Source organism: Armatimonadota bacterium, assembly GCA_039679645.1.
Taxonomy (GTDB): domain Bacteria; phylum Armatimonadota; class UBA5829; order UBA5829; family UBA5829; genus UBA5829.
Window position 1 is genome coordinate 42745 of the sequence record JBDKUO010000069.1, and the last position, 25897, is coordinate 68641.

General features: G+C 51.1%; 30 protein-coding genes. 3 read left to right on the top strand and 27 right to left on the bottom strand.

The features are described from left to right. Window positions 1-158: 158 nt before the first annotated feature. The 20 genes from ABFD83_15005 to ABFD83_15100 all read right to left on the bottom strand — a co-directional run bounded on the left by ABFD83_15005 (window position 159) and on the right by ABFD83_15100 (window position 15479). Entirely contained in the window at window positions 159-929 is a 771-nt protein-coding gene (locus ABFD83_15005) for a sulfite exporter TauE/SafE family protein (GenBank protein ID MEN6358380.1), read from the bottom strand. A gap of 588 nt (window positions 930-1517) precedes the next feature. Then, window positions 1518-1697: a YHS domain-containing protein gene (locus tag ABFD83_15010; protein ID MEN6358381.1), complete on the bottom strand. Its 180-nt coding sequence runs from the start codon at window positions 1695-1697 to the stop codon at window positions 1518-1520. Window positions 1698-1769: 72 nt separating this feature from the next. Further along, the gene (locus ABFD83_15015) at window positions 1770-2813 is read right to left on the bottom strand and encodes a tetratricopeptide repeat protein (GenBank protein MEN6358382.1); all 1044 of its coding nucleotides are present in this window, start codon (window positions 2811-2813) and stop codon (window positions 1770-1772) included. Window positions 2814-2820: 7 nt separating this feature from the next. After that, window positions 2821-3213, bottom strand: coding sequence for a HEPN domain-containing protein (locus tag ABFD83_15020; GenBank protein ID MEN6358383.1), 393 nt, complete (start codon window positions 3211-3213; stop codon window positions 2821-2823). Further along, window positions 3203-3532 (bottom strand): nucleotidyltransferase domain-containing protein, encoded by a 330-nt coding sequence (locus tag ABFD83_15025; protein ID MEN6358384.1) that lies wholly within the window; start codon window positions 3530-3532, stop codon window positions 3203-3205. Before ABFD83_15025 ends, ABFD83_15020 begins: the two co-directional genes overlap by 11 nt. A 5-nt stretch (window positions 3533-3537) precedes the next feature. Beyond that, entirely contained in the window at window positions 3538-4395 is an 858-nt protein-coding gene (locus ABFD83_15030) for a bifunctional 5,10-methylenetetrahydrofolate dehydrogenase/5,10-methenyltetrahydrofolate cyclohydrolase (protein ID MEN6358385.1), read from the bottom strand. Further along, window positions 4376-4876 (bottom strand): transcription antitermination factor NusB, encoded by a 501-nt coding sequence (nusB, locus tag ABFD83_15035; protein ID MEN6358386.1) that lies wholly within the window; start codon window positions 4874-4876, stop codon window positions 4376-4378. The genes ABFD83_15030 and nusB overlap by 20 nt, the downstream gene beginning before the upstream one ends. Continuing rightward, window positions 4866-5120, bottom strand: a complete 255-nt coding sequence (locus tag ABFD83_15040; GenBank protein ID MEN6358387.1) for a hypothetical protein — start codon at window positions 5118-5120, stop codon at window positions 4866-4868. The genes nusB and ABFD83_15040 overlap by 11 nt, the downstream gene beginning before the upstream one ends. Beyond that, window positions 5099-5548 (bottom strand): hypothetical protein, encoded by a 450-nt coding sequence (locus tag ABFD83_15045; GenBank protein ID MEN6358388.1) that lies wholly within the window; start codon window positions 5546-5548, stop codon window positions 5099-5101. Before ABFD83_15045 ends, ABFD83_15040 begins: the two co-directional genes overlap by 22 nt. A 23-nt stretch (window positions 5549-5571) precedes the next feature. Next, a complete protein-coding gene (gene accC / locus ABFD83_15050) occupies window positions 5572-6918 on the bottom strand; it encodes an acetyl-CoA carboxylase biotin carboxylase subunit (protein MEN6358389.1) in 1347 nt (448 codons plus the stop codon). A gap of 91 nt (window positions 6919-7009) precedes the next feature. Continuing rightward, window positions 7010-7405 (bottom strand): hypothetical protein, encoded by a 396-nt coding sequence (locus ABFD83_15055; GenBank protein ID MEN6358390.1) that lies wholly within the window; start codon window positions 7403-7405, stop codon window positions 7010-7012. Between the two features lie 54 nt (window positions 7406-7459). After that, window positions 7460-7870, bottom strand: coding sequence for a biotin/lipoyl-containing protein (locus tag ABFD83_15060; protein ID MEN6358391.1), 411 nt, complete (start codon window positions 7868-7870; stop codon window positions 7460-7462). A 40-nt stretch (window positions 7871-7910) separates the two neighbouring features. Continuing rightward, window positions 7911-9011: a hypothetical protein gene (locus ABFD83_15065; GenBank protein MEN6358392.1), complete on the bottom strand. Its 1101-nt coding sequence runs from the start codon at window positions 9009-9011 to the stop codon at window positions 7911-7913. A 145-nt stretch (window positions 9012-9156) separates the two neighbouring features. Continuing rightward, complete coding sequence (gene efp / locus ABFD83_15070) at window positions 9157-9717, bottom strand: elongation factor P (GenBank protein ID MEN6358393.1); 561 nt, start codon at window positions 9715-9717, stop codon at window positions 9157-9159. A 183-nt stretch (window positions 9718-9900) separates the two neighbouring features. After that, window positions 9901-10881: an ROK family protein gene (locus tag ABFD83_15075; GenBank protein ID MEN6358394.1), complete on the bottom strand. Its 981-nt coding sequence runs from the start codon at window positions 10879-10881 to the stop codon at window positions 9901-9903. 38 nt (window positions 10882-10919) lie between these two features. After that, window positions 10920-11534 (bottom strand): hypothetical protein, encoded by a 615-nt coding sequence (locus tag ABFD83_15080; GenBank protein MEN6358395.1) that lies wholly within the window; start codon window positions 11532-11534, stop codon window positions 10920-10922. A 115-nt stretch (window positions 11535-11649) separates the two neighbouring features. Beyond that, window positions 11650-12798 carry a hypothetical protein gene (locus ABFD83_15085; GenBank protein MEN6358396.1) on the bottom strand — a complete coding sequence of 383 codons (1149 nt, stop codon included), beginning with the start codon at window positions 12796-12798 and terminating at the stop codon, window positions 11650-11652. A 23-nt stretch (window positions 12799-12821) separates the two neighbouring features. Continuing rightward, window positions 12822-14444 carry a D-aminoacylase gene (locus ABFD83_15090; protein MEN6358397.1) on the bottom strand — a complete coding sequence of 541 codons (1623 nt, stop codon included), beginning with the start codon at window positions 14442-14444 and terminating at the stop codon, window positions 12822-12824. A 100-nt stretch (window positions 14445-14544) separates the two neighbouring features. Next, the gene (locus ABFD83_15095) at window positions 14545-14973 is read right to left on the bottom strand and encodes a hypothetical protein (protein MEN6358398.1); all 429 of its coding nucleotides are present in this window, start codon (window positions 14971-14973) and stop codon (window positions 14545-14547) included. Next, window positions 14970-15479, bottom strand: a complete 510-nt coding sequence (locus ABFD83_15100) for a CBS domain-containing protein (GenBank protein ID MEN6358399.1) — start codon at window positions 15477-15479, stop codon at window positions 14970-14972. Before ABFD83_15100 ends, ABFD83_15095 begins: the two co-directional genes overlap by 4 nt. Before the next feature lie 216 nt (window positions 15480-15695). On the opposite strand from ABFD83_15100, the gene ABFD83_15105 reads away from it, so the two are divergent. After that, window positions 15696-17060: a phosphomannomutase/phosphoglucomutase gene (locus ABFD83_15105; GenBank protein MEN6358400.1), complete on the top strand. Its 1365-nt coding sequence runs from the start codon at window positions 15696-15698 to the stop codon at window positions 17058-17060. 61 nt (window positions 17061-17121) lie between these two features. Here ABFD83_15105 and ABFD83_15110 read toward each other — a convergent pair whose 3' ends face one another. After that, the gene (locus ABFD83_15110) at window positions 17122-17313 is read right to left on the bottom strand and encodes a ferredoxin (protein MEN6358401.1); all 192 of its coding nucleotides are present in this window, start codon (window positions 17311-17313) and stop codon (window positions 17122-17124) included. A 19-nt stretch (window positions 17314-17332) separates the two neighbouring features. Further along, the gene (gene selD / locus ABFD83_15115; protein ID MEN6358402.1) at window positions 17333-18388 is read right to left on the bottom strand and encodes a selenide, water dikinase SelD; all 1056 of its coding nucleotides are present in this window, start codon (window positions 18386-18388) and stop codon (window positions 17333-17335) included. A 243-nt stretch (window positions 18389-18631) separates the two neighbouring features. Here selD and ABFD83_15120 point away from each other — a divergent pair, with 243 nt between their 5' ends. After that, the gene (locus ABFD83_15120; protein MEN6358403.1) at window positions 18632-19639 is read left to right on the top strand and encodes an HD domain-containing phosphohydrolase; all 1008 of its coding nucleotides are present in this window, start codon (window positions 18632-18634) and stop codon (window positions 19637-19639) included. A gap of 216 nt (window positions 19640-19855) precedes the next feature. Further along, window positions 19856-22057 (top strand): alpha-amylase family protein, encoded by a 2202-nt coding sequence (locus ABFD83_15125; protein MEN6358404.1) that lies wholly within the window; start codon window positions 19856-19858, stop codon window positions 22055-22057. 70 nt (window positions 22058-22127) lie between these two features. Here ABFD83_15125 and ABFD83_15130 read toward each other — a convergent pair whose 3' ends face one another. From ABFD83_15130 to ABFD83_15150, 5 genes are all read right to left on the bottom strand, one after another. Further along, window positions 22128-22706, bottom strand: a complete 579-nt coding sequence (locus ABFD83_15130) for a hypothetical protein (GenBank protein MEN6358405.1) — start codon at window positions 22704-22706, stop codon at window positions 22128-22130. A 321-nt stretch (window positions 22707-23027) separates the two neighbouring features. Beyond that, window positions 23028-23810 (bottom strand): hypothetical protein, encoded by a 783-nt coding sequence (locus tag ABFD83_15135; protein MEN6358406.1) that lies wholly within the window; start codon window positions 23808-23810, stop codon window positions 23028-23030. A gap of 52 nt (window positions 23811-23862) precedes the next feature. After that, window positions 23863-24603 (bottom strand): C39 family peptidase, encoded by a 741-nt coding sequence (locus ABFD83_15140; protein MEN6358407.1) that lies wholly within the window; start codon window positions 24601-24603, stop codon window positions 23863-23865. A 204-nt stretch (window positions 24604-24807) separates the two neighbouring features. Beyond that, window positions 24808-25212 (bottom strand): STAS domain-containing protein, encoded by a 405-nt coding sequence (locus ABFD83_15145; GenBank protein MEN6358408.1) that lies wholly within the window; start codon window positions 25210-25212, stop codon window positions 24808-24810. A gap of 53 nt (window positions 25213-25265) precedes the next feature. Then, on the bottom strand, window positions 25266-25862 hold the full coding sequence (locus tag ABFD83_15150; GenBank protein ID MEN6358409.1) for a methyltransferase: 597 nt from the start codon (window positions 25860-25862) through the stop codon (window positions 25266-25268). Window positions 25863-25897 lie beyond the last annotated feature (35 nt).

Here is a 25897-nt window from a genome sequence, read left to right on the forward strand (position 1 = left end):
TATGCGCTTTATACACTCTGTATAGCGCTTCGGCTGCATCTTCTAAAATTGTCCGGCGAAATTTTTGCCGGTGAAACTCTATTACCGATGGCTCTGACTCTCTATAATAACCCCTTAAACGCTCAGCGTCAAATTACATTTTTCAGATAGATATTGCATCAGTTTATTATTAGCTTAATCGCCCCAATGGCTGCAAGAAAAAGCACCGTGTCGTTGAACGCCCTCTGAGAAATACGCGGCAGCATCCACTTGCCGAGAAAAACACCGCCCAAAATACCAGGCAACAACACTGCGTCTATGATAAGAGAGTGTGCTGAGATAACCGGTTTAGCCGGGTTCAACATTGTAAGAAATATATAGATCGGGACTTTGCTTACATTGATAATAAAAAAATACCACGCCGACGTGCCCATGAACTCTTTTTTGGACATCCCCAGTGCGGACAAATATATAGTCATAATAGGCCCGGCGGCATTGGAAACAGTCGTTGTAAACCCAGCAAACACACCAGTGGAAGCAACTCCGGCTCGTGAATGCGGAGTGAGGCGGTCATTCATATGAGAACGCAGGAGATGCAGCACCAACATTACTATTATTAAAGCGCCGATTATAATGCCCAGGATATCTTTGGTGCTCTGAGACTTGCCGACCAGCCACATGGAAACAGCGCCCACTGCCATACCGACCACCACCCATGGAAAGAGCCTAAGCAGTTTATCCCACTGCGTGTGCCTGTGATACCATATGACCGCAAAGACATCTGCAAATATTAACATTGGCAGCATAATGCCGACAGACTGCCTTCCGCCAAAAGCCATTGCAAGCAGAGTGACCACCAGTATCCCGACACCGGGCACTCCAGTCTTGGACACCCCTACGATGACCGCTGCGCTAACTCCAAAGAACCATTGCCAAAGATCCAAATGCATTGCTTACTTCCAACATGTTGATCAAGGGTAGCTGTTGCACCCCGAAACATTATACAGGATCGTCTGTAAAATGGATAATAGATGCCAGTCCAGCTTCAGGGAGAACGAACGAACTTTTTGTAACGATGTTCAAACACATCACTCGTATGATGGGTAAGGATCTCCGAATCCTTACCCGAGAACCAGTGCCGGATATCCGAATCCGGCTATTCCAGCAAAGGTTACAGGGTTCGGAGACCCCAATTCGGCATTAAGGTGACGATTCGGAGATCGTCACCTATCAGGCGTTCACATTTTTGTAACTCGTGCGTTAGCCCTGAGTCCAGCTTTAGAGGAAGTCGGCTTTCAGTCTTGATATTATAAAAAGGCACATGTGTCGCTCAGATGGGTACAACTTAACACAGAACACGCGGTTAAGATTTGCCTGCCTGTCATTTTTGCCGACGTACATAAAATGAGCAGGTGGCATGGTCAGGATACCACCTGCTTGGGGCAATAGAGGACGGCTATCTTGCCAGGTCGGCACCGTCCCGTAGGCAAGGCGTTTATACCCGCCCGCTTTGCTTGCCAAACACGCATTTGATTGAATCAATCCTCCGCTTCGGCACGCTCGGCTCTAGGCTCTTCGATGAAAATATACTCGTCGGAGTTGCAGTCGAACTCCTCCTCGCAGGCGGCGCTGCAAAAATAATACATTTCTCCTTCATACTCGCTCTTGTATGGAGTATCTGACGATATATACTGTCCGCATACTGGGTCTTTAGGCATGATGGACGCCTCCTTTGACTCTGGTAACGAAGATATCATACCTGTGCAGGAGCGATAATAAACGCGAAACGGTTACTTGATTTGAGGGTTCCACCATGCACTGGTGAAGGATGTTTCAATCTGGCTTGAGGTCGGGTTGGCGCCAAGCGCTTCCACAGTCTTTCGGACTATGTCGCCTACGAAAGCGATCTGTGTAGATGATTCGCCACTTGGCGTTACCACACAGCGCACGGTAACTGTCTTGACCTCTGTATTTGCGGCAAATGCAGCCTTTGCAACTGCTGCCGATGTGGTCAGGATCGAGCCTTTGTTTACCGAAGAAGCAGGAACAGAATATGTTACGATCACAACGGCCTGGCGCGGGTCAGCTATGACATCATCTACTTTTGCTGAACCGATACCGCCGGCCTGGGATATGTCCTGATTGATCTTGACCTCGGCTGGAGTCCTGGTAGAGCTTGAACCGGAGCCGGAGAGAGAATCGGTTTTTTGTGATTGTGTCGATTCATCCACCGAATTGCCTGCCTGGGCTCGAATCGGCGGGGCTGCCTGGTCAATATTCGCGGAGGACGATTCAGACTGCGGCCTTGGACTTGACTGCGATGAATAATCCTCGTTTTTATGCTTGCCGGTGAGGATGAGAGCAAATACTACCACGACAATAAACACCACTGCCATAGAAACAGCCCAGATGCGGGTATGATTCTCAAATATTCTGAAGCGATCCTTTGACTTGACTGCCGTGCCGCCTTGGGCTATCAGATCTTTCACCTGTTTAAGCCGGGCACGATCAGAGGTGCTGTCGGGGTTCATCTCAAGGGCCATCTGGAACCATATAACAGAGTCATCAAGCATACCACGCTCCTGGTATATCACTCCCAACAACGACGCTATGTCCGAATTGCCCGGATCGACGCGCAGAGCTTCGGTAGCATCAGCAATGGCTTCATCCCATTCTTTTCGTATGCGGTGAAGGTTCGCCGAGGTCAAATGCGCGCCAACTTCAAGCGTGGATATCCGGCTCGTGCCAACGCCCGAAGTCAGGTCCTTTCCGCACTTCGGACAGAAGTGAACGCCCTCGTCAAGGATTAAATTACAGTCTTCACACTTTAACATTGTTCTATCAGCAGCCCATGCCCGACCTAAGCGTATCAATCATTGTGATTGCCTGGTCTAAAGACTCTCTTACTTCAGCAACTGTAATGCCGACCGACATCGGCATTGGATAACGATTTATAAAATAATAGCCGCTGGCCTTTTGGCACAAATGCCTGAAGTCTTCTAGAGAAGAATCGTAGGTAAGCGCTTCATTGAGTAGCGCCTCCAGATCATGGATCCGCATGAGTTGCCAACCATGATATAACAAATACGCCTTGAGGTGCTTCTCAACGGTCTGCTGCACAAAGAAGCCTGCAGCATCAGGGTCGTCATCGTCCAGCATTCGCTTTGCTCTATCCAAATCAGACTGAGCGATATTCAGCCAGTCACTCGGATATGAAGACTCTTTAGGCGTCATAGAGTACTCTGCCCTCTCGGATGATTTTGGCTACAAACTGATCACCCGCAGCAAGTCTGTCGGCAACCTCGCCAGGAGTCATTACAAGTGTATCGATTGGAAGCTTTCGCTCTCGATCGGCCAGTATCCGACGAACAGTCGTCCATCTATCTATAAAGCGTTCCTGTGTGTCTTTAACGATGAGTAAATCAACATCGCTATCGGAACCTGGGTGACCTTCCGCATATGAGCCGAAGAGTATGATTCGCTGCGGAGCATATTCAGCCGCCAGCTTATCTACAATCCTCTTTATTGCAGCATCTTGAAGCATTATTGTCATATTCGCTAACCTGAGAATTTCTCTGCAGCTTTAACGGTTTGAGAGAGCAGCATAGCGATAGTCATCGGGCCGACACCACCGGGAACCGGCGTGATATAACTTGCCCTGCCTGCAGCTTCATCAAATTCTACGTCTCCAACGTCGTGAGAAGTGCCCTCGACTTTATTATAACCCGCATCGACCACGACTGCGCCTTCTTTTATCCAACTGCCCTTTATAAACTCGGGCTTGCCTATCGCTGCTACCAAAATATCAGCTCTGCCAACTACATCCGCAAGGTTTTGTGTGCGTGAGTGGCATATAGTGACTGTAGCGTGCCTTTCGAGCAGAGCCAGCGCAACCGGCTTGCCCAGGATGATACTCCGCCCTACTACAACAGCTTCCTTTCCCTTAATCTCAATACCGTATCGCTCAAGGAGTGTAACAATTCCAAGCGGAGTGCAGGACACAAAATCGGCTGTGCCTAAAACCAGCCTGCCCAGGCTCATAGCGCTGATGCCGTCGACGTCCTTATCGACCGAGACAGTCGCGAGAATATCCAGCTCATCCAGATGAGACGGGACCGGATGCTGCACCATAATTCCATGAACGGTCGGGTCATTATTGAGCCTGGCTATAACGTCTTTGACCTGCTGCTGAGTGCTGTCTGCGGGCAGTTCAATCAGGTCGGAGATCATGCCCGTGGCCTCGCAGGCCTTTTTCTTCATGCGGGTATATGTCACGGAAGCCGGGTCAGTTCCTACCAGAATCACAGATAACCTGGGAGTAATACCCTTCTCGCTCTTCAGCTTCTCTACACGCCCGGCAAGCTCCGCGCGAATCTCTTTTGCCGTCGCGCTGCCGTCAAGAATCTTCGCCTGCAACCTCTTCCTCCTTGGACTCCATCTCTCTCAGGTAGGCCGCCAATACACCGTTTACGAACTTGCCCGACTCAGCCGTGGAGAACTTCTTTGCCATCTCAACAGCCTCATCTACCGCGACAATCGGCGGGACCGAGTCAACATGGTCTATCTCAAAGATAGCTATTCTAAGTATGTTGCGGTCTACCGCAGGCTGGCGGTCCACCGGCCAGCCCTGCGCCAGCCTGGATATATGCGAATCAAGCTCAGATAGATGCTCCCTGACACCCCTGGCAAGCAAATCAGCATATGCTCGCACCTCTTCTGCCTTCTCGGGATGCTTTGTTCCGAGACTGCTCAGGTCGGCGAACTCCATCGCTGTGCCAATCGCCTCTTCAAAAGGCATGCCGCAGGAGCCTGTCTGATATAAAATATTAAGGGCGAGTTCCCTCGCCGCTCGTCTGGTCTTTTTCATGTTATACTTGCCGGTCCGTTCAAGCCGCACTTAGTGTCTCATATTCACCAGAAGTGTATGTAAAGATTGTGGATACTTGAACGGCTTTGGCACCCAAGCTCTTGCGCAATACATCCCACAATCTTTTCTGCCTGTCTGTCTGGCTAAGACCGGCAAATCCATCCCATACTAGAAATCCACTAATTTTACCGGATACAGTGTCGGTATCCGCAATAAACATACTGCCCTCAAAATCGTGTTCGACCGCTGTCTTCACTTCATCTTTGTTATCCATTTCATCTCTCCAAAACCAACTATTTCATGCGCTAGTTCTCGCACAATCCGAGCATTTTCTTTAAGTGCATCCCCTCTTATTTTACGATCAAGTTCAGCATCCTTGAAGTACCTTCTAAGTGATTGTTCCGAAAAATACCTGTGATTACTTCTCCATCGCAGATTCATCTCGCCAATCTTTGCATCCCATTCTCTCCTTGATATATCCGATACTATATCAAGGAATCCCGAGACAGCCAGCCTGGCTAGATCATGGCGAGAATAGAATTTCTCTTGCTTATGATGCCTCACATATGCTCGCAATATGCACTCAACCGACACTCCAGAGTAGTAATGAGCGACCATAAAATCTTTTCTGTCGTAGGCACGTCTTGCGTGATCTAAATGTTCGAGAGCCGCAGCACGATAATCACTATTATTCAGTCTCATATAAACGATCCTGCATCAAAAGATCAGCCTGCATTCATTCGCCGCGGAATGAAGCTCGTCGAAAGCTCTCCTTTTCGGAAATATGCGTTGGAAAGAATCTCCATCTGATATGAGATATTGGTCTTGACACCTTCTATCTCATACTCGGAAAGACAGCGCTGCATCCGCGCGATGGCTTCGTCACGGTCCTTGCCCCAGACAATCAACTTGGCAAGCATGGCATCGTAATAAGGCGGAATCTCGTAGCCGCCGTATATATGCGTATCGACCCGCACGCCGATGCCTCCCGGCACCGCAAGATGGCGGATCGTGCCGACCGATGGAGCAAAGTTATTGGACGGGTCTTCGGCTATGATCCTGCACTCGATGGCGTGGCCGTTGATCTTGATGTCCTTCTGGCTAACATCAAGCTTTTCGCCTGCTGCGACCCTGATCTGCTCTTTGACGATGTCCATACCGGTCACAAACTCAGTTACCGGATGCTCGACCTGCACGCGGGTGTTCATCTCCATAAAGTAGAAATCGCCGTTCTTGTCCAGCAAATACTCCACCGTGCCCGCGTTAGCATAACCGACCGCTTTTGCAAGCTTGACAGCCGCCTCACCCATTCTGCTGCGGATCGCAGGAGTTACGGCCACAGAAGGCGCTTCTTCGAGGAGCTTCTGGTTCCGGCGCTGGATAGAGCATTCGCGCTCGCCAAGGTAGACGTAATGACCGTGCTCATCGCCTATAATCTGAATCTCGACATGGCGCGGATCTTCGATCTCTTTTTCGATATACATCTCGCCGTTGCCGAACGCGGACTCGGCTTCGGCTGTGGCGACTCTGAGCTGGCTTGCGAGTTCGTCCTCGCTGTGGACCACACGAATACCGCGTCCGCCGCCGCCCGCGGTAGCCTTGAGCCTGATCGGATAGCCCATCTTCTGAGCAGTCTTAAACGCGTCCTGCTCACTTTGGATGGTACCCTTGCTTCCGGGAATAACCGGAACTCCGGCTTTGGCGGCAGTCTCCTTGGCGCGGGCTTTGTCGCCCATAAGCTCGATAGCGCTTGCCTTTGGGCCGATAAACTTGAGGTTGCATGCTTCACACGCCTCGGCAAAGCTCGCCTGCTCTGAGAAATAAGCGTAGCCGGGATGAATCGCTTCGGCTCCGGTTATCATTGCAGCCGAGATGATATTGGGCATGTTCAGATAGCTCTCTTTGTTGGCAGGCGGACCGACGCAGATCGCTTCATCCGCCATGCGCACATGCAGAGAGTTTTTGTCAGCCTCGGAATAGATGGCAACCGTAGCGATTTTCATCTCCTTGCAAGCCCGGATTATTCTTATAGCTATCTCGCCGCGATTGGCGATAAGTATCTTCTTAAACAATAGAACCCCTTTCGGGAGTTATGTGTTTTGCGCGTTATGTGTTGTGAGTTTGGAAACCCTAAACTCATAACCCTAAACTCATAACTCATAACTAGAATTTTGCATGCGCCGGGTATGGGCAGTGAACTGTGCCTGTCGCCGGATCATAGACATATGCCTGGTTGCTGACAGGACACCTCAGATAACCCGGCGCTAGATCGATCTCACGAAGTGACTTTGGATTGCCCTCGGTCGTGGACGACGCCTTCTGATTCTCAATAGCTGTCCTGACCTGGTTAAGACGCTGGCGGCAGTCCTCGCCCTTGGCGGTATCCAGCGCCTTGCCGTAGACCGTCTGCTTCTTACTGCTTTTATCCAGCAGCGGGCTGTCCTTCTTGACGGTTGAAAAATTGCCGCCGGTAAACATCATTGCAGCCACAACGCAAATTATAGCCACTGAAACAAGCAGGCCTATGAGACTCCAGTTGCCACGATTGTTTATTTTCATCTTCTTGATCCTCGGCTTACGCCCTCACACCGACCCTCTCCCTCAGGGGGGAAGTTACGCTGCCTCTACTCTGCACAGAGGCTGGCCGTATTCGACGGGCGTGCCGTCCTCGACCATGACCTCAACTACTGTACCGGACACTTCCGAGACCACGTCATTGAGCAGTTTCATAGACTCAATTGCGCCTACCACCTGGCCGGACGCAATATGCGAGCCTGCTTTAGTGATACCGTCTTCACTGTGATATATCCCGACCATAGGCGCGAGTATGTAGAATGCGCCGTCCGGTTCGGGCGCTTCGGCTCGTGTCTGAGCAATTTTCGGCATCTTCTTACGAGCGACAGCGAGCTTGGTATTTCCGCCCTTTACGATATGCACACTGAAAGCGCCCTTGCGCACCGACAGCTCCTGCGTGCGGGAGCTTTCCAGCACTTTTATGAGTTCTTCGATTTTCCCTATATCCATTCTTCACCTAGGTGGTTATTTACCGTCATTTCGAGCAAGGCTAGACCTGCAAATCAAAAATCAGATATTCGAGAGTCCGCAGCGTATAGCTGATCAGAATAATAGCCAGCCAGACTATCGCTATGTTGGTCAACATACGCCCGTCGGATGCATACGCTGTGCTTGTAACCGACTTATAAGAAAGAAAGCCGACAAACTGATCGGTCTTCTGAAAAGCTGTCGTGATATACCAGGAAAGCTGACTATAAAAAAAATACAGCGCGAATATTACGGCTGGAAAAACCATTGGGCTAAGCAGCCGATATTTCTGCCGCTGATGCTCCGCATATATTCCACAGCGACGACACCTGATACGTTTGACCTTAGCGCTCACCTTAGGCTTCTTGCTCTGTCCGTCCAAACCCAGGCTGTGCAGTATGCCTTTGTAGCTCTCGTTTTCTTCACCCTGGCTAGCCATCGCCATCAAAATTGTATGCTCATCGCAATAACACCCGGTTTTGATCCGCCAGCAGGGCCGCTTTTTTTGAAAAGCCGGACACACCCGCTTTACAAACTCCCGGCAATAGGCCATGTCCCAGCAGTTGCCATAAAACTTAGGCTTCTTTTTCTTCTCGCGTTCCCTTTCGTCTCCCCAACGCGTTTCCATTACACGTTTTGACGAAATGCCGCGCCAGATACGCAGTATGCAGTCTCGTACTACAAGCACCAACCCCGGCAGCGCGCAAATCGCTCCGATAACGCAAAACTCATTTACAATTGCGAGCGCCAACCCTGCCGCACGCGCATTTTGAACATGAACAAACCGCGCAAGAGCCTCGGGCGTGCCAAAATATAGCAATATGCCTAGTACTGAAAGCGTCTGGCCGACTAACTCGTCATAAAGGAGACGGATTATGACCGATACTACTATCGCCAGGCTCGCAATAGTAAGCGCCTTACATGAAATGACCGCACTATTAATCAGATAATCGCTGTCCGCTACGGAAAGCTTGTCTATATGGGCAAGGCGCGGCCCGAAGATTACCCACAGCAAATAAGTGACAGTCACTGCTGCAACGGGTATTCCTATCTTCAGACCCAAAGAGCTGATATTATCCAAAAGAGCAAATATCCAGCTCTTGGTGTGCGACTTAAGTGCCAATCTCAGAGCCTCCTTCGGCCAGGAAACTGACGAAGTATCAAAAAACCATCTACCTGGTCAGTGTAATCAGTTCGCGGTTGTAACCCATACTCCTGCATGGACTAAAGCTAAAAACGGTATTACACAAGAGAGCGGGCAAGTGTAGCTAATCTTTGACTCGCTCCAGGTAGTCGTTTGTGCGCGTATCGACTTTTATCTTATCACCGATATTGATAAAGAAAGGAACCTGCACAACCGCGCCGGATTCGATTGTGGCGGGCTTGCTGCCGCCGGAAGCTGTGTTGCCCTTCTCGCCCGGCTCGGTCTCGACTATTTCCGCCTCAATAGTATACGGCAATTCTACATTTATCAGTTCGCCCTGATGCGAAAGCGCGGTCACTTCGAGGCCTTCCTTGAGATATTTCACTCCGTCGCCGATCTTCTCCTTGGGCACAGGGCTCATCTCGTAGGACTCGGTGTCCATGAAGAAGTATTCGCCGTCCTGCTCATAGCTGAACTGAAGCGGGTAGCGCTCTAAAATCGCCTGATCCATCTTCTCGCCGGCGCGCCATGTCTTTTCGATCACACCGCCTGTGCGCACATTTTTGAGCTTGCTGCGCACAAATGCGCCGCCTTTACCGGGCTTGACGTGCTGAAACTCCACAATCGTGAATATGTCATTGTCGACAATTATCGACAAGCCGTTCCTGAAATCGCTGGTGTCCATTTGTCCTCCAAACTTATGCGTCTTCGCTCGAATTATAGCATATGGCGGTATATGGCGGCAAATTAGAGGGATTATATATCGTTTGATCGTTGATCGTCTGATCGTTGATCGTCTGGTCGTTGATCGTCTGATCGTGTACCGTTGAATCACGATACACGATCAAACGAACACACTCATCTTCCATTAGGCCAGTCTTTGCAAGACCATTGCAGCGCCGCCAAGGACACCGGCGTTATCGCCAAGCTGGGCTGGAACAACTTCGCATGCCTGAAGCTGTTGATAGAGGGCGTTGACTTCCACACTTGTCCTGATAGGCTCAAAGAGTAAATCTCCTGCCTGTGCAATTCCGCCGCCGATCACAACCTTATCGGGATTAAGCATATTGATTGCATTCGCAACACCTATGCCGATGTAATAGCCCGTCTCATGCAGGGTCTCAATTGAGACAGCATCACCCTCGGATGCGGCTTCGGCGATCATAGCGGGAGTGACATAGCGAAGATCGTGATTTGATTTTTCCAGAAGGCTTGTGCGCCTGCCCATATGAGCCTTGCGCGCTGCGCGATCGATTATGGCATCACGCTGAGCAAGTGATTCCAGACAGCCGTAGCGTCCGCAACTGCATCTGGGACCATCGGCCAGTACGATCTGGTGGCCCATTTCGGGACCGCTCTCGTTGACGCCTGTCCAAATCTTGCCGTCTATGATAAGACCGCTGCCGATACCCGTGCCGAGTGTAAACATCACCATACACTTTGAGCCCTTGCCCGCCCCGAAGATACATTCGCCCAGAGCTGCGACATTCGCGTCATTACCCAGCAGCACACTTATGCCGATCTGGTCAACTATCGGAGATGCGAGCTGGATACCGTCCCAACCCAGGAAGTTTGGCGACCAGAGCACGAGCCCTTCTTCACTCTTAACAGTACCCGGCACACCCATCCCTACTCCGGCAATATCAGACATCTGAGCGGGTGAGTCCTCAACAGCCTGCCTGATCGCCGATACGATCTGGCCGACGGTCGCACCGAGACCCTCCATCGCTTTGGAATCCGTCCTGCCCTCACCGACAATGGCTCCGCTGCGGTCGACCACAGCCGCCCGGACATTTGTGCCTCCGAGATCGACACCTATCACATAGTGCGCGTTTGGATTAAAATCCATATATGTTACCTCTATAACAAATTAAGAGCGGAGAGCGCTTAGAACTGCAGGGGCAACAGCTCCGCTCCGAAATATGCGTCATTTTTGATAGTATAGGCTTTGAGCCGAAACATACTTATTGGCTGCCAGCCGAATGCGGCATTGAAATTCTGGCTGTCGTATTCACCCTGGATAAAAAACTTCAACGGCAGATGCGCCTCAACACCAAAAAACGTGCCTTTGATACCTCCGGCGGCAACACCCGCGGTAAGAGAAAGGTCTTTCACGAACGGGTTTATCATTCCTATTGGAAGGTGCTTTGTTGCGACCACATAACCGGTGACTCCATCGTCGGACTCATCTGCGATATCCTGCACGCCAAATGCAACTGCGGGATTAAAAGTGGTCTCAGGCAGGAAGTTCCACTGCGCGCCGTATTCGTTATCTTTATCACCGCCGGGATTCTCATGCCGCAGCACGCTTAGTTCGACCTGCATCAGACCCGCCGCAAGCCACATATAACTGCCGTCATCATTGCCGGGGCTTACGGCAGCCTCGGCACGGACCTGACCGGTAGTCAGTGTCTCGCCGCTCGGAACCAGCAGGATCCTGTTAGCCACAGCAGGGCCGCTCAACGCGCAGACTAAAAATGCAATGAACAAAGCTCTCTTCATATTTCCTGGTCTCCTTATAAATCGTTTGACACAGTTCGGCAGTCACAAAACCTTGCGCCGCACATGAATAATATTGACGGCATTGCGGCTGGAGTATCGCCCGGCTGCCAGCAGGCTACTTTGCCGATATGGGCGTCCATATCGCATTGAAACTCTTGCCGTCGCGGGTCAACCGAGTAACCTTGCCGCTTGACGGACTGATCAAGACAATATCGCGCTTATCGCCATTGTCATGGACGAGGGTTGCCAGAATTGTGTTTCCGTCCGTCGAGTAGACTAGACTCTCAAATACGCCCTCGCCGATAATACCTGCCTGACCCGACCTCAAATCGATTTTTAGCAGGCCGCTGGGGGCCTTCTTACCGGTCGATATTAGTGGAACCACGGCCTCGGACCCGTCGGGAGAGATTGTGGGAACTCCTAACTCCTGTTTTTCCGTGTCCCAGATTTTGCCGCCCTGCTTATGCTCTATGTCAAATATGAGCAACAGGCTCTTCTTCTTGATTTTTACCGAGGCGGCAAGCACCGGCTTTTTTGCTGCCCAGGAATACCCGGCTATTTGGCCTGCCGCCAGTATCTGGCGCTGCGGACAAACCCCACCATGCGAATCTTCACCGGAGTGGTCGTGATGCGGGATATACACCAGCATGTCATTATCCGCAGCATCTTTTGTAACACCGGCGATACTTTCACCGTCGGGAGCCCAGGCATATGAATAATAGGCCGGGATCTCGCGGCTCTCTGTGGTAGATGACATGGCGCCGTGAATTTCCGCATCAGTCGGCAGCACGCATTCGGGGCTGTCGCCATTCAGATCGGCTGTATATACCCTGCCGCTTGCTATAAACGAAAGCCTCTTGCCGTCGGGGGTATAACCGGGCTCTTTCTTAGGCCCCGTAGCGCTGGTAAGCTGATTCAGTTCGCCTCCCCTGGCTCCGACGGAGACGACCTGCTTCTCCTGACCGAGCATGGCGACAAACACGATTCTATTGCCGGTCGGCGATATGGCCGGAAATGAAAGGACTCCGGCGCCCTTGGTAAGTGCCTTGCGGTTGGAGCCGTCCTTGTCCATTACGTATATATCCGACCCGTCGCGACCGGAGACGAACACGATCTTATCCTGGAGGCACGGGCCTGAGAAGAGAGTGATTCCAAACCACTGCTCCAGCTTGCCGGATGTACCTGCCATTAGTGCCCCGAGGATGAGTATTATAAAAAAGAGCGTGATGATCCCCTTGAGTTCGGGGTTCTTAATGATTTTCATAGTACCTGTCTATCCGTTCTTATTTACTTTGTCGCTTTGGAAAAGCGAAGGACTTTTCCGACCATCTCGCCGGTCAAGACACCGCTTTCAACTGCCAGCTTGCCGTTGACGAATACAAATTTTATGCCCCTGGATATCTGGTGCGGGTTTTCGTAAGTTGCCGCGTCGGATATTTCATTGGGATCAAAAATCACAATGTCTGCCCAGTTGCCTGCCCTGAGCAAGCCACGGTCCGTAAGACCCATCTTCCTTGCCGGTAGCGAGGTCATCTTTTGTATGGCGGTCTCCAAACCTATTACGCCGCGCTCACGCACATACCTGCCCAGAATTCTAGAAAAAGTTCCATATGCGCGGGGATGTGGCTTGCCGCGTGATAGCCTGCCCGATACGCTCCTTGCGGACGCGTCACTGCCTACCATCGCAAAGCTCGAACGCATTACAGTCTCCACATCTTCCTCACACAGAGAAAAATGCACCATGGAAACCGCAAGCCTTTCCTCGGCCAATAGATCCAGCACAACTTCTTCAGGCCGGGAGCCTCTTTGGGAAGCAATGTCCTCAATGCTCATTCCTTCGCATTTGCGGTTGTCTTCGCTGCCTACGCTGCTTATCAATACGTTTTTCCACTCATCTTCGTTGCATTCGCCTCTGCCGTTATTGCTCAGAAATTCAAGCAGTTCACAACGTCTATCTCGAATACGCTCCAGCAGAGCTGCGTCACCGCCATCATATGCCCACTGCGGAAGCATCGCCGAGAGTGAAGTGGCCGAAGCTATATACGGATACTGATCAACACTGATATCCATTCCTGCGGCTCTGCACTCATCTACCATAGCAAGTGTCGTCTTTACGCGTCCCCAATTGGCTCGCCCACAGGCCTTATGATGGGATATTTGCACGCCGACACCGCTCTGCCTGCCGACTGAAATGGCCTCTTCGACCGCTTCCACAAGATGGTCGCCCTCATCACGCATATGAGTCGAGTAGAAGCCGCCGAATTGTGCAACGACACTCGCAAGCCCGGCAAGTTCGATCAGATTTGCATAACAACTCGGGGGATAGATCAATCCGCTGGAGAGGCCGAATGCGCCCTGCTCCATCGCATCACGAAGATCGGAGCGCATCCGGTCGATCTCACTCGGAGAAGCTTCACGCTCGGCCAGACCGACCGATCCCGACCGCAGATTGGCATGGCCGACAAGCGTGGCAAAATTGATTGCAATGGGCCGCCTCTCCATAGCCGAGAGCATTTCACCCAGGCCCTGCCAATCTTCTTCGATTCCATTCTTCCTGCGCCAACTCTCTAACTCTGCGCACGAAAGCTCATCCAGACATGGAGCAGCCGAAAAACCGCAGTTGCCGCACAGTTCGGTCGTAACACCCTGTGTGATCTTGCTCTCGGCACGCCCATCGATAAAGAGAATAGAGTCTGTGTGGGAATGGATGTCTATAAAACCCGGGGCTACTACCAAATCGGCAGCATGAATCGTGCGCGCGGCATCACCGGGGATATCGCCTATCGCCGCGACCCTGCCGTCCTTGATGGCGACATCGGCGACAAAAGGCTCCGCCCCCGAACCGTCGATTACGGTAGCATCCTTGATATGAAAGTCGAACATATGCTGGCTCACGGTTATGATTTCCACGAGCCAAGTCTCAATTCCTTTCGCCGGAGCCTAAAAACCATTAAGGATTGGCGGTAAAATTCGGCGGATTTTTTGTCGCCATGGCCGGCTGCATTCAGGGCTATTTTTCACCTGCGGATTGAAAATATCTTTTGGCGAGGATGATTGCGACGTAGTCGTCATAGGGACGGTCGGGAGTTTGAAGTGAGATAGGGATAAGCCTGCGCAGCCCACGGCGAGGATTATCCTGAAAATACATTGCGCGTGCGAGCAGTGTGGTGAACTTTTCGTCGATCATCTCGACCGGCGCTGCGCTCACCTTACCGACCGCCCGCACGGCCTGAACGGATGTAGTCCCATTGCCGATCACAATCACACCCGGATGAAAGCGCTGTTCAAGATCGGCTGCAGACTCGCCGAGGCGGACGGTCTCAATTACGCTGTGATAGACAACTTCAGGCGCAGAACCGTCCTTACAGGCGACAACTGCCACACCGCACTTCATACTGCCGGGATCTATTGCAAGGACGGTTTTTACTTCGCCGCTCATAGTTCTATAAGCTGACCTTTTCGCGGTTTGCCGGGACATGCGTCGAAGCCGTTTGACTCCTTTGCCAACGCTTGTATGATATCTTTCCGGCTTACAATACCGACCACTTTGCGCTCACGCAGAATAGGGACTCTGTTTACCGCATGCTCGATCATCTCGCGCGCAATGTCGCTTACAATCGAGTCCTCCATGAAAGTAAGCACCTTTCGGGTCATGGCATCCTCGACAAGTTTGGCCTGCGAGCGCCGATATGCCTCCTCCACTCCATCGGGATGCGGCGCGAACAGGCTGTTCTTGTACGCCACGGCGTCCGGCAGAGAAATCTGACCCTTGAGAAGCAGGTCGCTCTCGGTAATGATCCCCTGAAGATGGCCATCGGAATCAACTACCGGCAGGCCACTGATATTGTTGCAGGCCATCAGCCTGAGAGCCTCTTCTATAGAAGAGCCTTTACGAACCGTAATGACATCTCGCGTCATTATATCTTTTGCAGTGAGATTGAGCATTTACTTCTCCAAATGTTAAGACTACCCGTCTAGTATACCATGCCGCTGTCCGGCCGGAACCCTCGGCTTTCATGATGAGAACAAAGGTATCTACGTTCAGTTACTTGAACCGGCAATTTGTCGGTCTGACCTCAAATCGCCGGATTGGAACAGCAATGTCTTTAGCCACCGCTGCCGACATGGTATAATCTTTTGGCTTTGCAAGGAGGTTAGCAGATGACGCTTGGACACAAGGATATAAAAAAGGGTATTTTCAAAGCATACGATATCAGAGGGCTATACCCAAAGGAGATTGATGACGAGGATGCATATCGCATTGCAAGGGCTTTCGTTTCAGCCCTGAATTGCAAGAGGGTTGTGATAGGCCATGACATGCGTGAGTCCGCCGAGACATTTGAGGCTGCGACAATTAGAGGCCTGATCGACCAGGGCGCGGATGTCGTGCCGGTCGGCCTTACTTCTACGCCGATGTACTATTTTGCGGTCAATCATCTAAACGCCGACGCGGGGGTTATGTGCACGGCATCGCACAACCCGGCTGAATATAACGGCTATAAAATGACAGGCAAGGGAGCAGTCCCCAGCATTGCAATCATAAGCAACGAGGACCTTTGGAAGCTGGCATGTGAAGGCAACTTCGCCGAGCCGGCAAAAAAAGGCACCGTTCTTGCTCAGGAAAATGTTCTCGATGAATATACGGAAGCCGTGCTCAACAATACCGGAATCCGCAGTTTCGGAAACCTAAAACTGGTGATCGACTGCGCTAACGGTATGGGCGGCTATATATTGCCCGAGATTATGAAGAAGGTCGGCAGCGAACCCATAAAGCTCTACTGGAGGCTGGACGGAAGCTTCCCCAACCATGAGGCAAACCCGCTCAAGACGGAGACGCTGCTTGCGCTGCGCGACCGAGTGGTGGATGAAAAGGCCGATATTGGGATAGCGTTCGATGGCGACGGCGACCGTGTGGCGTTCGTTGACGAAAAGGGACAAATCATTTCCGGCGACTTTGTCACTGCTCTGATCGCACGCGAGATGCTTAAGAAAAAGCCAGGCGCGGAGATTCTCTATGATCTCAGGTCGAGCTGGATAGTGCCTGAAGAGATAGAAAAAGCGGGCGGCAAGGCAACAGAGTGCAGAGTCGGCCATGGCCTTATCAAGAAGCAGATGCGCGAGGAAGGCGGATACTTTGCCGGAGAGCTATCGAGTCACTACTATTTCAGTGATTTCTATACTACCGATAACGGCGACTTGGCGATGCTCAATATGCTCAAACTGTTGCTCGAAGAGGGCAAGCCCATGTCCGAGGTCGTAGCTCCATTAAGAAAATATTATCACAGTGGAGAGATTAACTCCGAAGTGAAAGATATCCCCGCTGTGCTGGCTCGCCTTAAGGCAAAATATGGCCCGGTCGCAAAGCGGGTGACCGAGATAGACGGCTACAAAGCCGAGTTTGACAACTGGTGGTTTAATGTCCGGCCGTCCAACACCGAACCTCTGATCAGGCTCAACCTTGAAGCCAAAACCAGAGAGCAGATGGAAGAGAAGGTCAAAGAACTGCTGGGCGAGATCAGAAGTTAGACAAAATACATTTAAGCATTGGTGCTGCCCAAAATATTACGGGCAGCATCAAGCTTTTTGATCATTCTTCAATTGTAATGGCGTCCACCGGACAGTCCTCGCACGCTTGGCGGCATTTTTCCTCTGCCTCCGGCGGGACTGGGTCGACTTTGACATGCGCAAGGCCATCATCGCCCATCTCAAAGACTTCAGGACATATATCGACGCACGTTCCGTCACCAATGCATTCTTCTGTTATAACACGTGCTTTCATACGCTGAGTCCTCCATCGATTATTCGACGATATGAATTCTGCAGTCCGAATCAGGTATGATTTCGCCAATAACGGCTGCATCCGAAACATCGGCTGCATGTAGCGCGTCAAGCATATCATCCGCCTTATCAGGCGAGACGCTGATCAAAAGGCCGCCGGATGTCTGAGGGTCGGCTAGAGTAAGCTGCCGGCGCTCGCCCAAATCATTCTCCCACTCAAGGCAGCAGCCCTGATTCAGAAAATCAAGGTTTCTGTAAGTGCCGCCCGGCACCATATCCTCATCCAGCAGACCCTGTATGCCGTCTATTAAGGGAACTTTGCTATAACAAAGGCGCGCACCCACGCAACTTGCGGCAGTCATCTCATGAAGGTGTCCGAGGAGGCTGAACCCGGTGACATCAGTGCACGCATGGCAGCCTATGCGCTTCGCCACTTCCGACGCTGTGCCGTTAAACCTGGTCATGACATCTATGCCGCGGGCCATTACTTCATCGGAGGCGGCATTGTGTTTGACAGCCGTAGTGATGATCCCCACTCCTATCGGCTTTGTCAGAATAAGTTTGTCTCCAACCTTTGCGCCTTTGTTCGTCATGACCTCGTTTGGATTTATCAGACCCATCACGCAGAGGCCGTATTTCGGTTCGGGGTCATCGACAGAGTGGCCACCGATTATGCTGACACCCGCCGCCGTCGCCTGGTCCGCCCCGCCCTTAAGAATAAGCTCCAGCTTGTCCAGAGAGCGCGTGCGGCCGGGATAGGCCACAATGTTGAGCGCGACGACAGGCCTGCCGCCCATAGCGTAGATATCGGAGACGGCGTTTGTCGCGGCGATCCTGCCGAACTCATACGGGTCGTCAACAATCGGTGTGAAGAAGTCCAGGGTGAGGACGGCTGCGATGTCGTCCGTTATCTTATAGACCGCAGCATCGTCCGATGTGCCCAGGTCCACCAGCACATTCGGGTCACTGACCAGCGGCATTTGTTTCAATATTTGAGCCAACTGCAGAGGGGCGAGCTTACAGGCGCAGCCAGCTCCATGCGAAAGAGAAGTCAGTTTGAAATCATCATTGCACATACGGTTGGTATCCTTCCTGTTTAATGACGGTTTAGTTATATTACCGCAACACCGGACTGTTGGCAATGCGCAGCAAGTGAGGCAATCGAGACAAAAGCCAAATCCCAAAAGCAGCAAAATCACGGCCTATTTGCCTAAACAAACAAGAAAAAGATAAATATGCTGTGACTGTCTGTGGAATTGCATACGACTCTCCAATAATCAAAATGGCTGACGCCCACAATAGATTATTGAGGAAAAAGAATGATATACACTGGCAACCTCTCTTCCGCCCACGTTCTCGTAGTCGATGATGATCAGGAGATATCGAATTTGCTCTCAGATAAGCTGAGAAGTTATGGCTATGAGGTAAGCACTGCTGATGACTCAAAATCCGCAATTGAAATGGTTAAGACACACGGTTATGATCTGATTCTTTGCGATCTCTACCTGCACGGAATCACAGGGCTGCAATTTGCCAAAACAGTAAATCGAATACATCCTCATGTGCCGGTGATAATGATCACGGCATTCGGTGATATAAATGCATCTCGAGAGGCTCTCGCAGCCGGCGCATCAGATTTTTTGACCAAGCCCATAGAAATGCTCAAACTTCCTATCGTAATCGAGAACAATCTCCAGCGCAAGGAAGTTGAAGCAAAAAGACTATCAGATGAGCGTGCGGATGTGCTGTTTAAGGCAATCAAGGCACTGGCTGCGGCAATCGACGCAAAATCCAGCTACACAATCAGCCGCTCTGCAAATATGGCCGAACTCTGCCTTGAGATTGGTCGAGAGATGGGATTTACCGAGGACAGGCTTAATACGCTCGAACTAGCTGCTTATATCCACGATGTCGGCAAAATCAGCACGCCGGACTCAGTGCTTGCAAAAACCGGCAAGCTCTCGGATGATGAATGGGTCGACATACTCAAGCATCCCGGAATGGGCGCTGACTTTTTGGCCGGAATAGACGAACTTGCCGAGGTTGCCGCCATAGTCAGGCACCACCACGAACATGTGGATGGTTCCGGTTATCCGGACGGACTGATGGGCGATGCAATTCCTCTGCTTGCCAGAGTCCTTTCTATTGCCGACTCATATGAAGCAATGATAAGCGAAAGACCTTATCGATCCGCTATGACCTGGCATAACGCACTGCAGGAGATATGCAAAAACTCCGGTAAGCAGTTCGACCCGGATGTTGTAGAGGCCACGGTAAGAGTTATAGAAAGAAAACAAGGTGGGCAAGACCAGCAGAAAGCGGCATAAATATCGCAAACAATTTGAATTGAGTGCAAAAATCCTCAGCACTGCAATTGGCTCAATTTGTGGGCTCACATTCTATGTGGACCGGGATAATAATCTCGGTCCATTTTGCCGTTTATTACGGCTTGTTTTTCGGGACTATATGAACGTTTTTCGGTTGCGCCCTGAGTTATGAACTGATATGCTGAGTTTTGGAATCAATCCGGAGGGTAATGCATAATGAACGAGTTGAAATGGCATCAACGTCCGGTCCGCATGATGCGTCTGGACTATTTTGGCGATGCTTTGAGCAGGATCAAGGATACGGACTTTGACGAACTGGCTCGCAGCAAACGCGATGAATGGCACGCTAACTGTGAGTGGATTGTTGGCACTCCGGGTATGGCTCCCGGTCTAGGATATCAGATTACCTTCAACTCACCTAAGTTTGAAAAATACCCTCCTCTTGGTGATTTCGACTTTGTGCGAGAGTATCTGCCATATGCAAAAAAATACGGCATTAACCTGATAGCATACATGAACATGCATTGGTTCGCATATGATTTTGCTGACCTCCACTCGGATTGGGAGCAGAAAACAGCAGACTGCGCATCATACGGCAGGCAGTTTCCTCTATACGGCAGCGGCTCCACATTCTGCGTAAACAGCTCCTGGAGAGACTGGGCGTTTGAGCTTATCCGTGAGGCCATGGCCACCGGCATTGACGGTGTTTTTCTTGATGGTCCGATATTCTTCCCCGGATGCTGTTATTGCGAGAGCTGCCGGGAGCAATTCTCATCTGAATATAAAACCGATATTCCGACCGTGGAGGATTGGTCCAACCCTGATTGGATACGCTTTGTTGGATTCCGCTCACGCTCACTTGCAAGGTTTCTGAAAGACTGCAGACAGGCCGTAAGGTCGGTAAACCCGGACGGAGTGGTTTTTCTGAATGCGGGCAGTTGGCAGGCCGGGACTTGGAGGTTCGCGCGCAGTATCGACAGCGTGGGCGATTTTGAAGACTTCAACGGCGCGGAGGCGTTTTTCCACCCCGGGCCTCACGAGCAGATGCTGCTGCCCTGGGCGGCAACTGCAAAATACATGACAGCGGGTGATAAACCGGCTGTAGTATTCAGCCATCATATGCTTGGCTCGTGGCACTACATTCCGCTTTCAAAGATTGAAGCCGAACTGGCGATAGCACAGACCGCCGCATGCGGAGCCAACCCGTGGTTTGCGACGGTCAATTATGCGCTGGAGCACAGCCGCAAGGCGGCGATAGAACCGATCAACGAGATGCAGAGCTTCCTTGCTGATCACGAAGAGTATTACACAAGCACGCAGTCCTGCGCGGATATAGCGCTGCTCAGTTCGTCACAGACAAGCGCATACTATGTATCAAGGCTTGCAGGATTCTATGGAGAAGCCGGTTCCGGTCGAGAAGAAAACCTACTGGTGGATATGGGTTCGGGTGATGAGAGCGTGGACTGGAAGAAGCGAAAGGAGATATGCGAAGCGACAGTCGACGGGTCATATCTGGGATATTTCCTGGCCATGACAAGATCGCATGTTCCATTCGATGTGGTGCTGGACAAGAACATCTCACTCGAAAAACTTGCCAAATACCGCGTGCTGATCCTGCCGAACTCGGCATGTTTGTCTGACTCTCAGATAGAGTGCATTAGGCAATTCGTGCATAATGGAGGATCGGTTGTGGCTGAGTTCGAGACAGGCGCGTATGATGAGACCGGGCAAGCCAGAGACATAAACCCTCTGCTCGGCCTATTTGGAGTAGGCGGCATTAAAAGCATGATGAAGCCGGTATCTATGGAGGAGTATGTTCGCATAAAGCAGACTCATCCGGCTATTGGCAAGCTCGCGCCGGGACAATTGATCGCCAGGCCTACATACAGCCTGAAGTGTGTCGCATCTCATGATACTTGCGTGCCGTCGGTATTCATGAACGAAGTCGGTGGTGTGTATTCGCCTCTCAAGGGAGAATCCGACAACCCTGCACTTATTGCAAGCTCATATGGCATGGGGCGGACAGTTTATATGCCATCGCTGGTGGGTGACTTCTACAACAAGTTCAAGCTGCCGGACTATGAGGACCTGATCGAGGGCATTATTAGTTGGGCGCACGTCAATCCTCTGATGGTCGAGACGGATTGCCCTCCCACGGTGGAGATAGAGCCCCGCTGGAATGCACAAAAAGACAAAATTCTTATCCATCTGGTAAATAACACCGGAGATATGCAGAGGCCAATCACGCAGATAATTACACTGCACGATTTAAGCATCAGGCTGAGATGCGGATCCAGTAAGAGCGTAAAAGCGCTGCGCGCGGGGATTGATTTGCCGAGCGTTTATCATGATGGCATAGCTGAATTCACGCTGCCCGAGCTTGGTGTGTATGAGTTGATAGCTGTAGAGCTTGGTTGAAAAATGCAGGCAGTAGAAATGTATTCTGCTGCCTGTAATCCAATCCTGGGTCAGGATTTACGGCTTTATGCTAAAGCGGATACGCAGTTGCGGAGAGGCCGTTGTTTACATAGTCTATCCGCACCCTAACATTCTTCGCTCCATCAAGTACCGGCAGATTAAATGTGTACGGCGGGTGATTCATCGTTTGGCTGCAAAGCTCCGCACCGTTAAAAGCAAGAATCGTCACTGTCACACATCGAACCCCGGGAATGTTGTTCGGCAGCCCCACCCTGATAGTGCCGTTTTTTACCTTTATCTTGGGAGGAGGGGCATTGTCGTATTCACCCGGAAGCGGGTCGAACATGCCCGGAGGCGGTCCATTTTTGAGGTCGGGATAAATATACGGGCCATAGCCCTTGCCCAGGTGTCCTGTGCCGTAACCATACATGCCCCATTGATCGGACGGAATGTAACGGTGAAAATAATCTGCGCCTATTTCCGCCGGATACCCCACTCCGGAACCGAAATGCTGCGTTTGTCCCCCGCCTGATAGGGCTCCATCATACGAGTTATAACCCAGATTGCCTAACTGGGAACTATCTGCCATGACCACGCCGGAGAGTGCCGGCATGATTATCAATGCGAGAACAGGAAATGCCAATTTCATCACCCATGTTCCCCCTTGTAATCGTTATAACACTAATAGTGTTGTACGATTCCCAGCTTTTTACGCCTCGGCGGTACAGGAGGGTGATGGGTGTTAGGTGTTAGGTGTTGGGTGCTAGGGGTTAGGGGTTAGGGGTTGGGGGATAGGGAAGGGAAGGCTGGGTTGCCATTACGGGCTGGCTGGTTGGGGATGAATGTGAGCAACTTCTGATTGTTTGCAATAAGCTGGATGTTCGGCGGCTTCGGCAGCGGGGCTTGTGGTGAATCGAGAGGCTATATAGAATTTACTGCTGCACGAAGCAACAAAATCCCGAAGCCAGCGCTACTGAATATAACCGTCATCCCGGCGGGCGGCATATATGCCGATTGCTATGACAACTACTACAATACCGGCTATTACAGAGATCAGCCATGTCGGCAGCGGCTTGTAGGAGCTGCGCTGAGCGGATGGTGAATCGCTCAGGCCGATAAGGGGGCGTGGGTTCACTTCGCCTGTAATGACCGCCTCGCGAAACCACTTGTTGAACTTTTTGTCTCCAGCCTTCTCGATCATAAAGTGGAAGCTTTGCAACTTCTGCTTGTATGTGTCGTCCAGTTCCACGGTTTTTCCGATCATAACGCCTGTCTGATCTTTTGAGGGCTGGCCATAGAATTTGCGATCCTTATCGGTGGAAAAGTGAACGGCGCTGCCCTCCTGGAACCAGAACGGCAGAGGCTTTGGAGAGGCAAGGCTGATATATGCGTGCACAAGCTCATGGCTGAGCACATCGTTGTATTCCTTGGTTAGGTCTGTCTTGATAATCGCAATATATCTGCCTGCAATGGTGACGCCTGAGACATTAGGATTGACGAATGCAGGCGCCAGCACAGGCGGAAGTGAGTCGCGTTTGAACGTCTTAACGAGCACAACCTGCGCGGGAGGAGGAATCTTTACGACATCGCGCAGCTTGACCACGGAGGGCACTTCGCTGGTTTGCAGATCGATGCGCTGGGCGTCCTTGAAAGCTTCCTGCAGAGCCGTTGGGTCAAAAGACTCGGCATCTGCTCCGCCCGCAGCAAAAACAACTAGAATAAGCAATATTCCAGACACGGCGATTCTGGCCATTGTCCCTCCTCCAACACCCTCTACGAGCCTGCCCGGTATTATGTTCCCCGTCTTATCCTTTAGTTCCTGCGCCCATTGCTCGCTCTATCTTGTCGAGCATATTAAGAGTGTATGAATTCTGGGGCTGGAGCTTCAGGGCGGCCTGCGCTTCTTTGAGCGCATCATCGTAGTTCTTGCGCGCATATTGGGCATATGCCAGGTCCATATGCACGACAGGGTTTTGCGAGCCAAGCTCATCTGCAAACTTGTCCTTATCGGACGGCACTATCACCAGCGCCCAATGCCCCTTGCTCTTCCAGAGGCTCTCGCATTCCGAATAGCTCAGCTCAGTGATGTTGTCGTAATATGGGTCGATGACTTTGAATTTTGAGCGGGAGTCGTCATAACCCGTGAGCACGCGATAATGGCCGGAAGTATCTATCCGGCTGTTTTGCTGAAGAACTATCACAGGCGCTCCTGCAGCAATCTTGTTCTTGACGTCGTCTATGCTCGTGTTCCAGGAATACGCAGCAAAGCCTAATGAACGCGCATAGAGGAGCATGTCGGCTCCGTTGGTGGCTCTGATAGTCGGGTCATATGTCTGCTTGCCGACAGCTTCTTGAGTGGTATTGACCCCGTAGTAGCGCAGCACCGATGTCAGGCAGGCGGGACCGCAGTAGTTTGTAAGCTGCTTTTGTCGGACAAGTCCGTCGACTGAGTGTGCGCTCGGAAGCTCGGCTCCTGCGAATGAGCTGAAGACAAACAGACTGAGCGCTAAGAAAATAGATGTGCTTGTGGGCTTGGTGTAACGCATTTAATTGTCCTGCTTAGAATTGCTCAGCGGCATTACTGGCGAGTAACGGCAGTGTATGATTTCATTATAGCAGGGATAATTTCGGGCGCAAGCAGAGCGACTTTGTGTTGCGGTAACTAAAGAAATAGAAGATTATGCGGCGGGTATAATGATTGCGGCCAAACAAGCCGATAATAAGAGCAAGCACAAACCTAATTCATCTTTTCACCTTCTCTTGGTGGCCCGTCTCAATTGAGGCGGGCTTTGTTTTATTGACTCCACCGCATCCTCTATAGATTCAAAACAGCGGAGTTCGGTATCGATGTGTGTAATATGGAGTATCTTGGAAAGCAGGCCATGACAGCCGACAAGCAGTGTTCGACGCCCAAGCGTTTCGAGAGCGGTTTTAGTGGAAAGTATGGCGGCGACGCCTGTGCTGTCTGTATATTCCAAAAGGTGGACATCCATAATCACATTGCGCCGCCGGGTTATCAAGGGCTGCACATCCGATATGAAACCCGGCACAGAGGAAGCGTCCAATTCACCGCAAAGGCACACGACCGACAGTTCACACTCGTCGAGGTCGCTTATCAAGGTTGTGAAGATGTCATTATTTTCGGACAGAGACATACATCGCTTATACCTTCATCACAAGATCAACCAAACCTGAAGGTATATCGCTATCAGATGTGCCAGTAAATATATGCAAACTTATCTATACGCAGGTATATCAAAGCCAAAACTACGATTATTCCCAGAGCCACTATCTGTTCATGGTTGGCGCACACCTGTGTCCACTTTGCACGTCTTGATTCGGACTTGGAATAGGGCTTGAGCCTTGGCAGCCATCTGTGTATTTCACTGCAGTAGTGCTGATAGTGAGGCGCGAATATCTCCTGGAGCCTGCGCTCTTCGCGTCTGACTCTGAGGTTGCCGTAAACGCCGTACAAGATTATAAAACCGGCAACGAAATACGGGTTCCAGGTCATAATGAATATGCCCAGACCGACAAAAAACCTGCCAAAATACATGGGGTTTCTGACATGCGAATACGGCCCGGATATGGTGAACTTGGTGTCCTTATGCAGATGAGAGGTCGCCCACATCTGAATGAGTTCACCCAAAATCGCAACTGCCGCGCCATACCAGAACGCATGCATGTTATGAATAAACCCGAGAATCCCAACAAATGCTATGGTCATCAGCGGCACCCGCCACCATGTCATAGTCCGGTGAATTTTATCTTCCAATGTAACGCGCGCTTCTTGCTGCACAGACACTACTTACCTCCTGAAACAATAAACCAAGGTGAAGT

Coding starts and splice junctions, on each gene's coding strand:
- selD (MEN6358402.1), bottom strand. CDS start 18,388: ATGTGCAATGATGATTTCAAACTGACTTCTCTTTCGCATGGAGCTGGC.
- ABFD83_15005 (MEN6358380.1), bottom strand. CDS start 929: ATGCATTTGGATCTTTGGCAATGGTTCTTTGGAGTTAGCGCAGCGGTC.
- ABFD83_15060 (MEN6358391.1), bottom strand. CDS start 7,870: ATGGATATAGGGAAAATCGAAGAACTCATAAAAGTGCTGGAAAGCTCC.
- ABFD83_15010 (MEN6358381.1), bottom strand. CDS start 1,697: ATGCCTAAAGACCCAGTATGCGGACAGTATATATCGTCAGATACTCCA.
- ABFD83_15015 (MEN6358382.1), bottom strand. CDS start 2,813: ATGTTAAAGTGTGAAGACTGTAATTTAATCCTTGACGAGGGCGTTCAC.
- ABFD83_15140 (MEN6358407.1), bottom strand. CDS start 24,603: ATGCGTTACACCAAGCCCACAAGCACATCTATTTTCTTAGCGCTCAGT.
- ABFD83_15105 (MEN6358400.1), top strand. CDS start 15,696: ATGACGCTTGGACACAAGGATATAAAAAAGGGTATTTTCAAAGCATAC.
- ABFD83_15100 (MEN6358399.1), bottom strand. CDS start 15,479: ATGCTCAATCTCACTGCAAAAGATATAATGACGCGAGATGTCATTACG.
- ABFD83_15080 (MEN6358395.1), bottom strand. CDS start 11,534: ATGAAGAGAGCTTTGTTCATTGCATTTTTAGTCTGCGCGTTGAGCGGC.
- ABFD83_15055 (MEN6358390.1), bottom strand. CDS start 7,405: ATGAAAATAAACAATCGTGGCAACTGGAGTCTCATAGGCCTGCTTGTT.
- ABFD83_15130 (MEN6358405.1), bottom strand. CDS start 22,706: ATGAAATTGGCATTTCCTGTTCTCGCATTGATAATCATGCCGGCACTC.
- ABFD83_15075 (MEN6358394.1), bottom strand. CDS start 10,881: ATGGATTTTAATCCAAACGCGCACTATGTGATAGGTGTCGATCTCGGA.
- ABFD83_15135 (MEN6358406.1), bottom strand. CDS start 23,810: ATGGCCAGAATCGCCGTGTCTGGAATATTGCTTATTCTAGTTGTTTTT.
- ABFD83_15020 (MEN6358383.1), bottom strand. CDS start 3,213: ATGACGCCTAAAGAGTCTTCATATCCGAGTGACTGGCTGAATATCGCT.
- ABFD83_15025 (MEN6358384.1), bottom strand. CDS start 3,532: ATGACAATAATGCTTCAAGATGCTGCAATAAAGAGGATTGTAGATAAG.
- ABFD83_15145 (MEN6358408.1), bottom strand. CDS start 25,212: ATGTCTCTGTCCGAAAATAATGACATCTTCACAACCTTGATAAGCGAC.
- ABFD83_15095 (MEN6358398.1), bottom strand. CDS start 14,973: ATGAGCGGCGAAGTAAAAACCGTCCTTGCAATAGATCCCGGCAGTATG.
- ABFD83_15040 (MEN6358387.1), bottom strand. CDS start 5,120: ATGGATAACAAAGATGAAGTGAAGACAGCGGTCGAACACGATTTTGAG.
- ABFD83_15125 (MEN6358404.1), top strand. CDS start 19,856: ATGAACGAGTTGAAATGGCATCAACGTCCGGTCCGCATGATGCGTCTG.
- efp (MEN6358393.1), bottom strand. CDS start 9,717: ATGGACACCAGCGATTTCAGGAACGGCTTGTCGATAATTGTCGACAAT.
- ABFD83_15110 (MEN6358401.1), bottom strand. CDS start 17,313: ATGAAAGCACGTGTTATAACAGAAGAATGCATTGGTGACGGAACGTGC.
- ABFD83_15085 (MEN6358396.1), bottom strand. CDS start 12,798: ATGAAAATCATTAAGAACCCCGAACTCAAGGGGATCATCACGCTCTTT.
- ABFD83_15120 (MEN6358403.1), top strand. CDS start 18,632: ATGATATACACTGGCAACCTCTCTTCCGCCCACGTTCTCGTAGTCGAT.
- ABFD83_15045 (MEN6358388.1), bottom strand. CDS start 5,548: ATGAGACTGAATAATAGTGATTATCGTGCTGCGGCTCTCGAACATTTA.